Source organism: Stenotrophomonas sp. 89682_Sma (assembly GCF_056481405.1).
In genome coordinates, this window is the sequence record NZ_CM151147.1 from 4,434,656 (window position 1) to 4,448,775 (window position 14,120).

General features: G+C 65.0%; 14 protein-coding genes. 4 read left to right on the plus strand and 10 right to left on the minus strand.

From position 1 onward, the window contains the following. Positions 1-21: 21 nt before the first annotated feature. Positions 22-687, plus strand: a complete 666-nt coding sequence (locus ACZK29_RS20485; RefSeq protein WP_478446430.1) for a hypothetical protein — start codon at positions 22-24, stop codon at positions 685-687. A 105-nt stretch (positions 688-792) separates the two neighbouring features. Here the strand turns inward: ACZK29_RS20485 and ACZK29_RS20490 are convergent, their stop codons facing one another. The 4 genes from ACZK29_RS20490 to yidA all read right to left on the minus strand — a co-directional run bounded on the left by ACZK29_RS20490 (position 793) and on the right by yidA (position 5,012). Beyond that, a complete protein-coding gene (locus tag ACZK29_RS20490; RefSeq protein ID WP_478446431.1) occupies positions 793-1,179 on the minus strand; it encodes a hypothetical protein in 387 nt (128 codons plus the stop codon). Between the two features lie 97 nt (positions 1,180-1,276). Beyond that, on the minus strand, positions 1,277-3,595 hold the full coding sequence (locus ACZK29_RS20495) for a TonB-dependent receptor (protein ID WP_478446432.1): 2,319 nt from the start codon (positions 3,593-3,595) through the stop codon (positions 1,277-1,279). Between the two features lie 282 nt (positions 3,596-3,877). Beyond that, positions 3,878-4,165 (minus strand): colicin immunity domain-containing protein, encoded by a 288-nt coding sequence (locus ACZK29_RS20500; protein ID WP_049404433.1) that lies wholly within the window; start codon positions 4,163-4,165, stop codon positions 3,878-3,880. A gap of 13 nt (positions 4,166-4,178) precedes the next feature. Next, entirely contained in the window at positions 4,179-5,012 is an 834-nt protein-coding gene (gene yidA / locus ACZK29_RS20505; protein WP_478446433.1) for a sugar-phosphatase, read from the minus strand. Between the two features lie 149 nt (positions 5,013-5,161). Here yidA and ACZK29_RS20510 point away from each other — a divergent pair, with 149 nt between their 5' ends. Further along, positions 5,162-5,824 (plus strand): exopolysaccharide biosynthesis protein, encoded by a 663-nt coding sequence (locus ACZK29_RS20510; protein ID WP_111204997.1) that lies wholly within the window; start codon positions 5,162-5,164, stop codon positions 5,822-5,824. An 88-nt stretch (positions 5,825-5,912) separates the two neighbouring features. On the opposite strand, the gene ACZK29_RS20515 is transcribed toward ACZK29_RS20510, so the two are convergent. Both ACZK29_RS20515 and ACZK29_RS20520 read right to left on the minus strand, forming a co-directional pair. Further along, positions 5,913-7,223 (minus strand): PQQ-dependent sugar dehydrogenase, encoded by a 1,311-nt coding sequence (locus ACZK29_RS20515; protein WP_164146848.1) that lies wholly within the window; start codon positions 7,221-7,223, stop codon positions 5,913-5,915. Next, positions 7,216-7,656 carry a DUF2231 domain-containing protein gene (locus ACZK29_RS20520; RefSeq protein WP_164146867.1) on the minus strand — a complete coding sequence of 147 codons (441 nt, stop codon included), beginning with the start codon at positions 7,654-7,656 and terminating at the stop codon, positions 7,216-7,218. The genes ACZK29_RS20515 and ACZK29_RS20520 overlap by 8 nt, the downstream gene beginning before the upstream one ends. Before the next feature lie 311 nt (positions 7,657-7,967). Between ACZK29_RS20520 and ACZK29_RS20525 the strand changes: the two genes are divergently transcribed. Both ACZK29_RS20525 and ACZK29_RS20530 read left to right on the plus strand, forming a co-directional pair. After that, positions 7,968-9,734, plus strand: coding sequence for a S8 family serine peptidase (locus ACZK29_RS20525; protein ID WP_478446434.1), 1,767 nt, complete (start codon positions 7,968-7,970; stop codon positions 9,732-9,734). After that, positions 9,734-10,312 carry a DNA breaking-rejoining protein gene (locus ACZK29_RS20530; protein ID WP_478446435.1) on the plus strand — a complete coding sequence of 193 codons (579 nt, stop codon included), beginning with the start codon at positions 9,734-9,736 and terminating at the stop codon, positions 10,310-10,312. The genes ACZK29_RS20525 and ACZK29_RS20530 overlap by 1 nt, the downstream gene beginning before the upstream one ends. Before the next feature lie 158 nt (positions 10,313-10,470). On the opposite strand, the gene ACZK29_RS20535 is transcribed toward ACZK29_RS20530, so the two are convergent. The 4 genes from ACZK29_RS20535 to cyoB are packed head-to-tail and all read right to left on the minus strand — an operon-like array spanning position 10,471 to position 14,117. Continuing rightward, positions 10,471-11,163, minus strand: coding sequence for an SCO family protein (locus ACZK29_RS20535; protein ID WP_478446436.1), 693 nt, complete (start codon positions 11,161-11,163; stop codon positions 10,471-10,473). An 11-nt stretch (positions 11,164-11,174) separates the two neighbouring features. Beyond that, complete coding sequence (cyoD, locus tag ACZK29_RS20540) at positions 11,175-11,507, minus strand: cytochrome o ubiquinol oxidase subunit IV (RefSeq protein ID WP_005411473.1); 333 nt, start codon at positions 11,505-11,507, stop codon at positions 11,175-11,177. A 1-nt stretch (position 11,508) separates the two neighbouring features. Next, the gene (gene cyoC, locus ACZK29_RS20545) at positions 11,509-12,144 is read right to left on the minus strand and encodes a cytochrome o ubiquinol oxidase subunit III (protein WP_080281857.1); all 636 of its coding nucleotides are present in this window, start codon (positions 12,142-12,144) and stop codon (positions 11,509-11,511) included. Next, a complete protein-coding gene (gene cyoB / locus ACZK29_RS20550; RefSeq protein ID WP_006474876.1) occupies positions 12,141-14,117 on the minus strand; it encodes a cytochrome o ubiquinol oxidase subunit I in 1,977 nt (658 codons plus the stop codon). The genes cyoC and cyoB overlap by 4 nt, the downstream gene beginning before the upstream one ends. Positions 14,118-14,120 lie beyond the last annotated feature (3 nt).

The following is a 14,120-nucleotide window of genomic DNA, read 5'->3' on the forward strand; positions in this document are numbered from 1 at the left end:
AGTGGAGGCGTCCAGGCAGCGATGAGCCATGACAGATTCGAAGAAGCCCTTTCCCTGGAGCGCTTTGGCCGCTACCTGGATTGGGCGGGCGGCGACCGCAGCCGGGCCATCGCCCTGTATGGATGCAATACCGACGTGTCTGAAAGCCTCTACGCACCGCTACAGACCTTGGAAGTGGCACTGCGAAACCGCATCCACACCGTTCTCACCCAGGCAAAGGGCGAGGCGTGGTACGGCCGAGGCGCTGGCGCCCTGAAGGTTGCTCACCAACTCGAGCAGGTCGCCAAAGCCGTCAACGAATTGGTCAGAGCGGGAAAGGCGGTGACAGCAGGCGGTGTAGTCGCCAGTCTCACTTTTAGTTTCTGGACAACAATGTTCAATAAGGACTACGAGGCTCTTTGGCAGCAGATCCTTCATCGGATTGCGGACCCCAGTGCGCCCAAGGGACTGAAGAGGAAGAGCTTTTCGGGACCGCTGACTCGCATACGCGTGTTGCGCAACCGCATCGCCCATCACGAACCGATCCTCGGCTGGAATCTGCACAGGCACCACGATGAGATTCTGACGCTGATCGAGTGGCTGTCGCCACCGGCCGCGACATGGTGTCGTGAGAACAACCGATTTCCGCAGGCATACCCGAAGGAAGGCATCACACTGGCCTATGCGCCCGGGTCGGATGGACGCTGACTGCGCGTGCTCTCCTACAGCCGTGCGCGAAGAGCAGTCGACTGACAGTCGACTCTACCAACGTCTACAGCGGTCGACTGACAGTCGACCCCACCAAGGGCGGCATTACGCCGCTGTCCCCATCCGCCCACGCCTGGCCAGCGACGCCACCCGACGGCTGACCAGCGCGTGCAGCTCCGCCAGCTCCGACGCCCGGTCAGCCGTCATGTTCCCGCCAAACAGCACCCGCGACAACGCCGCCTCGTCGCTGTCGTCCGGGTGCTGCCACCGGTCCCGGTAAACCTTCTGGCACACCAGCCAGGCCAGCCGCAGCCCCCCACCGGGCAACGGACGGACCACGCGCTCGTAGACCTGCCAGAACTGGTACTCGGCACGCAGGTCGATTTCAGGCGCCACGGACAGCGCCTGCCGGGGCCGTCCTGGGCCCCTGATGCCGAACAACGGTGATCGCGGGTTGTACTGAGCCATGCGTACAGGATGACCCAGCAACATTGTGGGAACCTTGCGTCGCTGCCAGAAAATCCCTGTTGATTGCGCAAGGGGCGCTGGGCGGATCTGGGTCAGCTATCCACGCATGGCGTGGATCTACCTAGAAGGTCATCGAGGTACTGAACATCAGCTGCCGTGGCGCGCTGCGCTGCAGGGTCTGGTAGTCCCCAGAGAACGACGAACCGGCAATGGTGGCGGTGCCGATGTTGTGGCGGTTGAACAGATTGCTCACGTCCAGCCGCAGCTCCAGGCCGGGCACCGCGCTGTCCGTACCGAAGCGGTAGGCGGCATAGGTGTTGACCTGCCAGAAGGTCGGCACGCGGATGTCGTTCTCGTAGGTGAAGGGCTGGCGCAGGTACGAGGTGCTGGTGGCACCAAAGCGCCAGTCACCAAAGTGCGCGGACAGGTCGCTGACCAGCGAGATCTGCGGGTAACCCGGCTGGGCGTTGCCCTTGATCGGGTACACCGTGTCGCCCACCACGAAGTCACTGTCGTAGTAGGAACGGGCCACGGCCACGCCCTGGTAGAACTGCAGGTGTTCGCTCAGGTCGGCGGTGATGCCAAGGTCGGCGCCGATCACGTGCATCTTCGGCATCAGCCGCACGGTGTTGATCTGCGCAAACTGAGTGCCGATGGCCGCCGACAGCAGGCGATTGCGGATGTCGTTATAGAACACGTCGCCGGTGATCGTCAGCCGGTCGAAGCGATGCGACGCGCCCACGGTGAGGTTCCAGTTCTTCTCCGGGCGCAGCGTGCCCGCCACGCGGTCGAACTCTTCCTGGTCGGTGATGGTCCATGCCGAAGCGGTGTAGCCGATGTTGCCGCGCTGGGCAACGCGATAGCCGTTCATGGTGTTGGCCAGGTCGATGAAGGTATCGGTGGATTCAGTCGGGCTCCAGAACAGCGAGACATGCGGCAGGAAGCTGCTCTTCGCGCGCAGCGTGCCGTTCACCGGCCGGTCCTCGGCATCACCGAGACCGCCTCCACTGGTGCGGAAGTCCACGGCCTTGAAACCGACACCCAGTTTCAGCGTGTCGTTCAACACGATGTCGTCCTGCAGGTAGAACTGGCGCGAGCGGGTCACCCAGCTCGATGCGTTGTCGGTCTTGAAGGCGGGCCCGTACACATCGAACGGGCCGGTGGCCTTCAATGGCGGGCCTTCGCCCAGCAGCGGCTGCTGGTACCACTCGGTCTTGGCGGCGGCCTTGCTCTTCTCCTGCCAGAAACCGGCTGTGAAGGTGTGCGCGCCGGCCTCGAACTGCAGGTTGACCATGCCCCCCAGGCGGTTGAGGCGTGGCGTCTGCACCTGTTCGGAGAACGGCGCACCGTTGGGCGACGGCACGGTCGGGTCGGTCAGCGTAGCCTGCGTGTGACTGTTGGCGTTGTACAGCTGCACGTTGCCGCTCAGCACCGGTGTAATCTGGAAGCGGTGATTGATCGAGGACACGCGGTCACGGGTGATCTGGCCGGTGTCGTAGGGAATCAGTTCGGACAGCTCACCGCAGGTGTAGGCGCCGCAGGATTTGTCGGCGTTCTCCGGCGAGGCCACGTACCAGGCCCAGGCGTAGTCCGGATAGAAGATGTCGGCCTTCCAGCCCAGCTTGCGGATCATGTCGAAGGAGATGTTGTTGTAGCCCCACACCTTGGCCTTGCTGTCGGACAGGAACACGGTGACATCGCCCCAGGCGACGTCCTGCTGGAGCTTCAGGTCGCCGCGCAGGAAGTTCTGCGTGCCCTCGCCCTGGTACTTGTCGGCGGACACACGCTGCAGGTCGACCAGTACTTTCGGGCCATGCTCGCCGAGCTGGCCGCTCTGCCCGGATACGGTGGTGACCAGCGTGTTGTTGCTGCCCACGCCCTGCTTCACGCGCAGGCTGGGCGTGTCCTGCAGCTCGCGCAGGCGGTATTCCAGGCTGCCGCCGTTGACGCTGCTGGAGAACACGCTGACCGGTGCGCCACCAGGGCTGACCGTGATCGCGCCGATGCCATCGGGCACGCCCACGTTCACCACGCTGGTGCCGGTAAGCGAGAGGAAGCCGTTGTCGTTCAGCGGCACGCCCTCGAAGGTGATGCCCATTTCGTTCATGCGGAAGCCGCGCACGAACAGGCTGGTGGCCGAGATATCCAGGCCCAGCCCGTCGGTGGCGGTGTAGCTGGCGCCCGGCACCTGCTTCAGCATCGCCAGGCCGTTGTTGCCGGTGACCATCGCGTCGAGGTCGTCTGCCTTGATGATGTAACGGTTGGGGCCGACCACCTGGGTCGGCGCAACGGCCGCGCCGCGCGGTGTGGCGATGACCTGCAGGGCGTTGAGCGTGGTGGGCGAGTCGTGCGCGGCATCGTGCGTTTCTGCGGCGTACGCAGGTGCGGTGATGGCCGCGATGATGGCCAGGGCGAGGCGCGTCGTGGGTGGGGTGTTCATGGGCAGATCCAGGGTGGAGGGAGAGCGCGGCGCAGGCGCACGCCCAGCGCGTTGCAGCACCGGTGTCGGCGCCCTGGCTGGCGATGCGATTGCGTTGAGGGAGCGACGGCGCAGTACGCGCCGGTCAGCAGACGAAGACGATCATCTGCCGTGGGATTCGATGGGATGATTTCGACGTGCGAAATTCTTGCATCGCACTGCCGCATTCGCCACCGCGCCGTGGTACAGCGCCGATGGCGATGGGGATGTATTGGCTATACGCAGGTATACATCCAAGTCAGGCTAGATAGCAGTCGTGGACTGCTTCCACTCATCGATCTGAGCCACAACGGCAGCATGCAGCTGGGCGGCATCAATCTCATACGGATGGCGATCCATCTCTTCGTCACAATACATGTCGGCAGCACAGAAGATGCTGGACAGGCACGTTGAAAGCGCTGCGTCATCCAAAGCCAGCACGTCAAGATCCCGCTCGATCTTCCACAGCTCGATGTAGGACTCGGAGAAGACCTGCGCCGACATCCGCTCGTTGGCAAAGGACTGGGCAAACATCATCAACGTCCAGCTCATGATGTGCTCCGGATCACTGCAGAACGAAGCGCTCAATCGCGCGCGCCACGCCTTCATCGGCGTTGCTGGTGGTTTCAAATCGCGCCACGGCCTTCACCGCGTCGATGGCATTGCCCATCGCCACGCTGGTGCCGGCGTACTGCAGCATGGTCAGGTCGTTTTCCTGGTCACCGATGGCCATCACGTTGGCGCGGTCGATGCCCAGGTGCTCGGCCAGCTTCTGCAGGCTCGGTCCCTTGCCTGCGCGGTGGTCGAACACTTCCAGGAAGAACGGTGCGCTCTTCAGCACCGCGAAGCGCTCGGTCAGTTTGCTGGGCAGGCGCGCGATGGCGGCGTCCAGCACCTCGGGCTCGTCGATCATCATCAGCTTGATGAAGGACATCGACGGGTCCATGTCGGCCACGCGGCGGTACGACAGCGGCATCCGCGAAAGATGCGAGTCGGCCACGGTGTAGTAACTGATGTCCTGGTTGGGTGTGTAGATACGCTGGCTGTCCAGCGCCTGGAAATGAATACCCAGTTCGCGCGCAACCTGCTCGCAGAACAGGAAGTCGGCGAAGCTGAGCGGGTACTCGACCACGGTTTCGCGCGTGCCGATACGCTGCACCAGGCCGCCGTTGCAGGCGATGCAGTAGTCATCGTCGCCATCGATGCCCAGTTCCTGCAGGAATGGCGCCAAGCCCGGCACCGGGCGGCCGCTGGTCAGCACGATGTGCACGCCCAGCGCGCGCGCCTGCGCGATGGCCTGCGTGGCCCGGGCGGTGAGCCGGTGGGCGGGATCCAGCAGGGTGCCATCCATGTCGATGGCGACCAGTTCGATGGTCGATTGCCTGCGGCCCATGTCCATTGCGTTCAACTCGTGCGGGGCACGCCAGCTTACCCCCTCATGCCCGGTTCACCTCTTTGCCCACGTTGGCCGGGATACTGCGGGAGCCTGTGCGTCCCCCACCGCAGGACGGCCCGCTGACCGCCCTTCCCTGGAGAACCTTGCGACGCATGACCTACCGTGCCCCCGAAACCAACGACAGCGCGCCCCTGGCCCAGCAGATCGAGCAGATGATCGACGAGCTGCCCGGCGACCAGGTGCGCGTCGGCACCCTGCTCAGCGCGCTGGGCGATGAAGGCCTGCTGCTGATCGTGATCCTGCTGTCGGCCATCTTCATCATTCCCGTATCGATTCCCGGGCTGAGCACCGTGTTCGGCGCCTCGATCCTGCTGATCGGCCTGAGCCGGGTGCGCAACCGCCCGCTATGGGTGCCGCAGAAGCTGGCGCGCCGCGAGATCGCCACCGACAAGCTGAAGGCCAACCTGGGCCGTGCGCTGAAATGGGTGCACCGCATCGAGCGGCTGTCGCGGCCGATGCGGCTGGCGGTGATGGTGCGCTCGAAGAGGATGATGCGCCTGAACAACCTGGCGCTGGTCGTGGCCACTCTGCTGCTGATGGCGCCGGCCGGGCCGATTCCCTTCAGCAACACGCTGCCCGCACTGGCGCTGATGTCCTTCGCCATAGGCTTCATCCAGCGCGATGGCGCTGCGGTGGCGGCCGGTTATGGCTTCGTGGTGGCCACGGTGGTGTATTTCGGCGTACTGCTGGGCGGCGTCGGGTTTGCTGCCGAGTCCGTGTTCAGCGGGTTCCGCAGCAGTACCGCGGAACTGTAGAGCCGAGCCCACGATCGGCTGCTCTTCGACCTGTACGCGGAAACCCCGCGCTGCGCGCGCAAGCCGAGCATGGCTCGGCTCTACAGAACTACTTGGCCGACACCCGCCACACCACGTCGCCCACGTCGTCGGCGACCAGCAGCGCGCCTTCGGCATCCATGGCCATACCCACCGGTGCGCCCATCAGGGTCTTCTCGTCCTTCGAGGCGAAGCCGCTGACCACGGTCTGCGGCCGCCCGGTCGGCTTGCCGTCCTTGAACGGTACGTAGACCACTTCGTAGCCGCTCAGCGGCGAGCGATCCCAGCTGCCGTGTTCGCCGATGAAGGCACCGCCGTGGTATTGCGGCGGCAGCGCCTGGCCGGTGTAGAACAGCAGGCCCAGCGGCGCCACGTGCGAGCCGATGGCGTAATCCGGCACGATCGCTTTGGATACCAGGTCCGGCCGCTGCGGCTGCACGCGCTCGTCCACGTGCTGGCCGTAGTAGCTGTAGGGCCACCCGTAGAAGCCATCCTCCTTCACCGAGGTGAGGTAATCAGGCACCAGGTCGGCACCGATCTCGTCGCGCTCGTTGGCCACTGCCCACAGCTGGCCAGTGCTCGGCTCCCAGTCCAGCCCGGTCGGGTTGCGGATGCCCGACGCAAAGATGCGGCTGCCACGGGTGGCCACGTCCACTTCCAGCACCACCGCGCGGCGGTATTCGACGGCAAGACCATTTTCGGTGATGTTGCTGTTGGAGCCCACGCCCACGTACAGCTTGCTGCCATCGCGGCTGGCCAGCAGTTCCTTGGTCCAGTGGTGGTTGATGGTGCTGGGCAGGTCGGTGAACTCACGGCCCTTGTCGGCCATGCGGGTTTCGCCGGGCACGTAGTGGTACTGCATGATGTTGCCGGTGTTGGCCACGTACAGCGTGTCACCGATCAACTGGATGCCGAACGGCGAATGCAGGCCTTCGATGTAGACGTGCTGGGTCCAAGTGTTCGTTCCCGGCGAGCGGCGCAGCAGGGTGACCCGGTTGCCGCCCTTGCCGGCCTTGCCCGAGCGCGCCTTCACCTTGCCGGCAATCCACTGCTTGGGCGTGGTGACGGGTTCTTCGCCGGGGCCATTGCCTTCCACCACCAGTACATCGCCGTTGGGCAGGGTCAGCAGGCGCCGCGGGTGCAGCAGATTGGCGGCGATGCGCTCGATCTTCAGGCCTTCGGCCACCGTGGGGGTCTGTCCATCAGCCCAGCCAACGCCCTTGGGTACCTGCATCGGCGGCATCAGGAAGTTGGCCGGCTTGGGCAGCGGCGGCTGCGGGCCCGACTGGTCGGCCGGATGGTACTCGGCCTTGCCGGCGCAGGCCGACAGGGCGGCGGCCAATGCCAAGGCGGCGACAGTGGGCAGGATGTGCTTAGCCATGACGACCTCCCTGCAGCACCGGCTGCTGCAGTGACAGCAGGATCAGGCCCAGGGCGATCAGGGCCACGGTCAGCGCCGACAGGATCGTGCCTGGCACTGCAACGGCATACGCATCGCGGCTGTGCACGAAGGCGTTCCAGATGGCCAGCACCACCGCGACCAGGTTGAGGAAGAAGTCGATGCGGTCGATACGGGTGGCGGTACCGCTGCGGCGCCAGACCGCGAACAGGTTGATCAGGCGCGGAAGGATGGCGATCAGCAGGCCGAAGGTGATCAGCCAGGCGGCGGCCTTGCCCCACATCACCTCGGCGCTGTTGAGGTAGATCGCGTCGAAGATCAGTGCACCGACGAAGAAGCCGAAGGGTATCGGGTTCAACAGGCTGAACAGCGTGGTGCCGAGGCCGCGATGGGCCTGGGCGAGCGGATTGACCATCATCGTGCTCCGACGCGGAAGGGTGCACGGGCTGTAGTAGCACAGCGTGATGTGAGGGCGCGCGATGACACCGGGTAGATCCACGCCACGCGTGGATGCGCGCGCCAACCCGAGATCGGCATCCACCAGATGCATGCCACCGCTGTCGTGATTACCCCACGGCATAAGCATTTGTGACGCAATCGGCACATCTGCAGATTGGGTGTGTGAAGAGGTAGGGGGTTGTTCGTTGTGTCGCGTTTGGCTCGTTGCGATGGGGCAGTTCCGCCCCGCCGTCCTGCCATGCCGATTCACAACAGAAGGATTCGTGTATGAAGCGACACACGCAACGCAACGCGCCACCGCGCTCCGCGCGCCTGGCCCTCGCCACTGCCCTGGTGCTGGGCAGCCTGGCCGTCACCGCCCAGGCCCAACAGGCCGATCCGCTGGCGGGTATCCAGTGGCACCTGCTCAATACCGGGCAGACGGTCCCGGCCGACACGCTGCCGGTAGCCGGCAACGACCTGAACGTGGATGGCCTGTTCCGCAATGGCATCCGTGGCCAGGGCGTCACCATCGCCATCGTCGACGACGGCCTGCAGATCGCCCACCCGGACCTGGCGGCCAACGTGGCCGCGGTAGCCGGCAAGAACTTCACCAATGGCTCGAACAACCCCACCCCGACCAACCCGGATGTCGACAACCACGGCACGATGGTCGGTGGCATCGCCGGTGCGGTGGGCGCCAACAACCTGGGCGTGCGCGGTGTGGCCCCGGCGGCGACGCTGAAAGGCTTCAACCCGATTTCGCGCAGTGCGCTGGGCAACCAGCAGAGCAACATCGAGTACGCCTGGTGGGACGGCGCGGAATCGGCCGACGTGCAGGTGTTCAACAACAGCTGGGGCGCCGGCCCGGGCAATCCGAACCTGCCGCTGGCGTACAGCGAAAACACGATTCGTTCGTATGAACAGGCCCTGTCGGGGACGCGCGGTGGCCGCGGCGGCATCTACGTGAAGTCGGCCGGCAACAACTTCAACAATGCCTCGATCAGCCAGACCCAGGATGTCTGCACCACCGACACCAAGAACCGCAACACCGGCTGCGTGCCGGCCGGCCGCGACCCGCGCAACAACCTGTTCAACGTGATCACCGTAGGCGCGGTGCGCGCCGATGGCGTGCGCTCGTCGTACTCCTCCACCGGCTCGGCCCTGTGGGTGTCGGCCTTTGGCGGTGAGTACGGCCTGCAGGCGCAGTACGCGCCCGGCCTGGTGGCACGCGCGTACGACCCGGCCATCGTCACCACCGACGTGACCGGGTGCGCGCAGGGCAGCAACAAGAACACCAACCGCCAGAACACGCTGGACAGCAACCTGTCGGCCATCGACAGCACCTGCAACTACACCGCCAAAATGAACGGCACCTCGGCGTCGGCGCCGATGGTCTCGGGCGTGGCGGCGCTGGTGCTGGAAGCCAATCCGAACCTGTCCTATCGCGATGTGAAGTACATCCTGGCCACCACCGCCACCCGCAACCACCCGAACCAGCCGGCGGTGACGCTGGCCGACGGGCGCACGCTGGTACCGGGCTGGACGGTGAATGCTGCCGGCCGTGCCTACAGCAACTGGTATGGCTTCGGCGTGGTCAACGCTGCACGTGCAGTGCAGGTGGCCGAGAACTTCCAGTCGCTCGGTGCGCTGGTCGACAGCGGCTGGCGCAACACTACGCGTACCGTGGCCATCGGCAGCACCTCGGCTGCCGCCGCACGCCTGACCTTCCAGTTGGCTAACGGCGCGCGCAACATCGAAAGCGTGCAGCTGGGCTTCCGGGTCAACCACCGCAACACGCGCCAGCTGCAGTTCGTGCTGGTGTCGCCCAGCGGCACCCGCAGCGTGGTGCAGCCGGCGTTCACCGCGATCGGTTCGGGCACGGGTGGCGCGCAGAGCAACTTCACCAGCTGGGACCTGCTGTCCAGCAATGCCTTCCTGGATGAGAATGCCAGCGGCACCTGGACGCTGGAAGTGACCGACATGGGGCAGGCCGCGACCGCTGCATCGCGTGGCAACCTCGAATTCTTCAAGATCCGCGTTCTGGGGCACTGATGATGAAAACCACCATTCTGTTGAGCACGCTCGCCTTCGCGGCGATGACCTCCCCTGCCTGGGCACAGAGCTCGGGGCAGACCCCTCCAGCCAGGACCCTGTCGACCGTGGATGCGCAGGAACTGAAGGAGTCCGCTACCGGCCGCTCGTTCGATGTGGGCGGCACGCGCTTCCAGCTGTCTCCCTCGACCACCGTGAAGCAGGCCAGCGGCGGTCAGTTCACGATCACCCCGCAGGCGGCGGCGACCACCAGTTCGCGTACCAAGCGTTCGCTGGATGGCGCAGCGGCCGCGCCTGCTGATGCCGGTGCCGGCAAGTTCGCGGCGGCGGTCTCCCGCGACGGAGCGCCGGTGGTGGCGACCTCGCGGGTCAAGGTGTTCTTCACCGATGCGGCATCGGCCCAGCGCGCGGCTACGGCCACCGGTGGCACCGTGGTGAAGGTGTCGAAGGCTTCGGGCCAGGCCATCGTGGAGTATCCGTCGGTGAACGCGGCACTGGATGCGACCACCAGGCTGCTGTCCACCGCCGGTATCCGCGCCACCGAGCCGGACGTGGTGCAGTGGGAAGAGACCAAGTAAGGCGTTGAGTGGTGCCCCGGCCGGCTGGCTCTCCTGGCCGGCCGGGGATTGGGGTGGGAGTGTGCCAACCAAGGTTGGCACCCACGTCGACCAAGGTCGACACCTACCGGGGTAGCGCGCGCGACCAAGGGTCGGCATAAGCCGGGCATGGACCGGGATTACCGGGCGGCGAGTGTGCCGCTGTGCTTGAGGTGGCAGCTGGCCAGTGCGTCGTTGCCGGCGGCCGGGTGGCCGGGCTCGAGCAGCAGGCGCTGCACGTCCGAGAACAGCTTTTCCACCGGCATGCCGTACGGCGCGAACAGGCGCAGGCGGCCCTGGCGGTCGAACACGTAGCCACCGGCAATGTGGCTCATGGTGTAGGTATCCGGTACCTGGCCGGGCTCCTTCTCGTAGAACGCCTTGAAGTTGCTGGCCATCGCGGCCAGCTGTGCTTCGTTGCCGACCAGCGCGATTGCCTTGGGGTCGAACGCTTCCACATAGGTGCGCGCGACCTCGGGCGTGTCGCGGGCCGGGTCGACGCTGACGAACACTACCTGTAGCTGATCGGCATCCTTGCCCATCAGGTGCTTGACCTGGCCCAGCTCGACCATCGTGGTCGGGCACACGTCCGGGCAGCTGGTGAAGCCGAAGAACAGATAGGTCACCTGCCCCTGCAGGTCCTTCGGGCCACGCACGGTGCCGTGGCTGTCAGGCATCGACCACTGCTGGCCCAGTTCTTCGCAGGCGATGTCCTTGGAATAGAAGTCCATGCGCGACTGCGCGCTGCAGCCGGCCAGCAGGCCGGCCAGCAGGCCGAGCAGCAGGCCTGCGGCCAGCCGCAGGCCAGCATGGGGGAACGCAATGCCTTTCACGATTCGCAGGCTCAGTTGATCATCATGTGGTAGTGCATGCTCCAGATGATCCACACCGACAGCGCGACGATGATGAACAGGATCACCAGGGTGAACACGAAGCTGGCCAGGTTCCAGCCACCTTCGGACTTACGGTCCATGTGCAGGAAATAGACCAGCTGCACCAGGATCTGCGCCACCGCGAAGCCGACCAGCAGGAACAGCGTGAGCGGCCGCGACAGCACCGGGTTCATCACCAGTGCGAACGGCACCACGGTCAGCAGCGCGCACAGCACGAAGCCGATCAGGTAGGACTTGGTGGAGCCGTGCGCATTGCCGGCGCGCGAGGTTTCGACGTGGGCCATGTCAGAAGGCTCCGATCAGGTAGACGAAGGTGAAGACGCAGATCCACACCAGGTCCAGGAAGTGCCAGAACAGGCTCAGGCACGACACACGGGTGATGTTGGTCGGGGTCAGGCCACGGCGGTAGACCTGGTGCATGACCACCGCCATCCAGATCAGGCCGCTGGCGACGTGCAGGCCGTGGGTGGCGACCAGCGCGAAGAACGCCGACAGGTAGGCACTGGTGCTCGGGCCTGCGCCTTCGTGGATCAGGTGCGAGAACTCGTAGATCTCCATGCCGATGAACGAGGCGCCGAGCACGAAGGTCACGCCCAGCCAGCGCAGCACCGCCGAGGTGTCGTGGCGGTGCATCGCCAGTACGGCCTGGCCGTAGGTGATGCTGGAGACCAGCAGCAGGAAGGTCTCGGCCATCACGAACGGCAGCGAGAACAGGTCCTTGCCGGTGGGGCCACCGGCGTAGGCGGTGCTGAGCACCGCGTACGAGGCGAACAGCGAACCGAACAGCACCAGGTCGGACATGAGGTAGACCCACATGCCGAACACCTTCATGCCGCCCTGTTCGTGGCCATGGTCGTGTTCGTGGTGGTCCTCGTGTGCCTGCGTGTCGCTGGCCAGCTCGGGGCGGGTCAACAGGTTCATGCGCGTACCTCCTTCAGCTTGGCAAGGTTGGCCGCTTCGGTGCGCGCCACCTCTTCGGAACTGACGTAGTAGTCCACATCCTCGTCGTAGGACCGCACGATCAGGGTGACGATCATCGCGATGAAGCTGGCCGCGGCCATCCACCAGATGTGCCAGACCAGGGCGAAGCACAGCACCAGGATCCAGATGTTGAGGATCAGCGGCACGCCGGTGTTCTTCGGCATGTGGATCGGTGCGTACTTCTTCGGCGGCGGCGGCAGGCCGCGCTTCTTCGCTTCGTGGAAGGCGTCCAGCTCATCGGCCTTGGGCACCACGGCGAAGTTGTAGAACGGCGGCGGCGACGGCGTGGCCCATTCCAGCGTGCGTGCATTCCACGGGTCGCCGGTCAGGTCCAGGTTGCGCTTGCGGTCGCGCACGCTCACGTAGATCTGCACCAGCATCAGGATGATGCCCGCGAACACGAACAGCGCGCCGATGAAGGCGGCGATCAGGTACGGCGTCCACGCCGGGTTGTCGTACTGGTTCATGCGGCGGGTCATGCCCATGAAACCCAGCATGTACAGCGGCATGAAGGCCAGGTAGAAGCCGATCACCCAGCAGGCGAACGACCACTTGCCCAGGCGCTCGTTGAGGGTGAAGCCGAACACCTTCGGGAACCAGTAGGCGAAGCCGGCCAGGTAGCCGAACAGCGCGCCGCCGATGATGGTGTTATGGAAGTGCGCGACCAGGAACAGGCTGTTGTGCAGCAGGAAGTCCGCGCCCGGGATGGCCAGCAGCACGCCGGTCATGCCACCGATGGTGAAGGTGACCAGGAAAGCGATGGTCCACAGCATCGGCACGCTGAACTCGACGCGGCCGCCGTACATGGTGAACAGCCAGGTGAAGATCTTCACGCCGGTGGGGATGGCGATGATCATCGTCATGATGCCGAAGAAGGCGTTGACGCTGGCACCGGAGCCCATGGTGAAGAAGTGGTGCAGCCAGACGATGAACGACAGGATGCCGATCGCCAGCGTGGCGCCCACCATCGACTTGTAGCCGAACAACTTCTTGCGCGCGAACGTGGCGGTCACTTCAGAGAAGATGCCGAACGCCGGCAGCACCAGGATGTACACCTCCGGATGGCCCCAGGCCCACACCAGGTTCACGTACATCATCGGGTTACCACCCAATGTGTTGGTGTAGAAGTTGAAGTCCAGGTAACGGTCCAGGGTGAGTGCACCCAGCGCCACGGTCAGGATCGGGAAGGCGGCGATGATGATCACGCTGGTGACCAGCACGGTCCAGGTGAACACCGGCATCTTCATCAGGGTCATGCCCGGCGCACGCATGCGCAGGATGGTGATGAACAGGTTGACGCCGGTCAGCAAGGTGCCGATGCCCGAGGCCTGCAACGCCCATATGTAGTAGTCCACGCCGACGCCTGGGCTGAACTCGATGCCCGACAGCGGCGGATAGGCCACCCAGCCGGTCATGGCGAATTCGCCAACGCCCAGCGAGATCATCATCAACGCTGCGCCGACCACGAAGATCCAGAAGCTGAAGGCGTTGAGGAACGGGAACGCCATGTCGCGCGCACCAATCTGCAGCGGCACGATAATGTTCATCAGGCCGACCACGAACGGGGTGGCCACGAAGAAGATCATGATCACGCCGTGCGCGGTGAAGATCTGGTCGTAGTGCTCGGGCGGCAGGAAGCCGTCACTGCCTGGCCCGGCCGCGGCCAGCTGTGCGCGCATCATCAGCGCGTCGGCGAAGCCACGCACCAGCATGACCAGCGCCACCACCACGTACATGATGCCGATCTTCTTGTGGTCCACGGTGGTGAACCAGTCGCGCCACAGCGGGCCCCACAGCTTGAAGTACGTCACTGCGCCAAGCAGCGCGAGGCCACCCAGCACCATGGCCGCCAATGTGACCACGACGATCGGCTCGTGCAGCGGCACGGCCTCCCACGTCAATTTACCCAACATGTT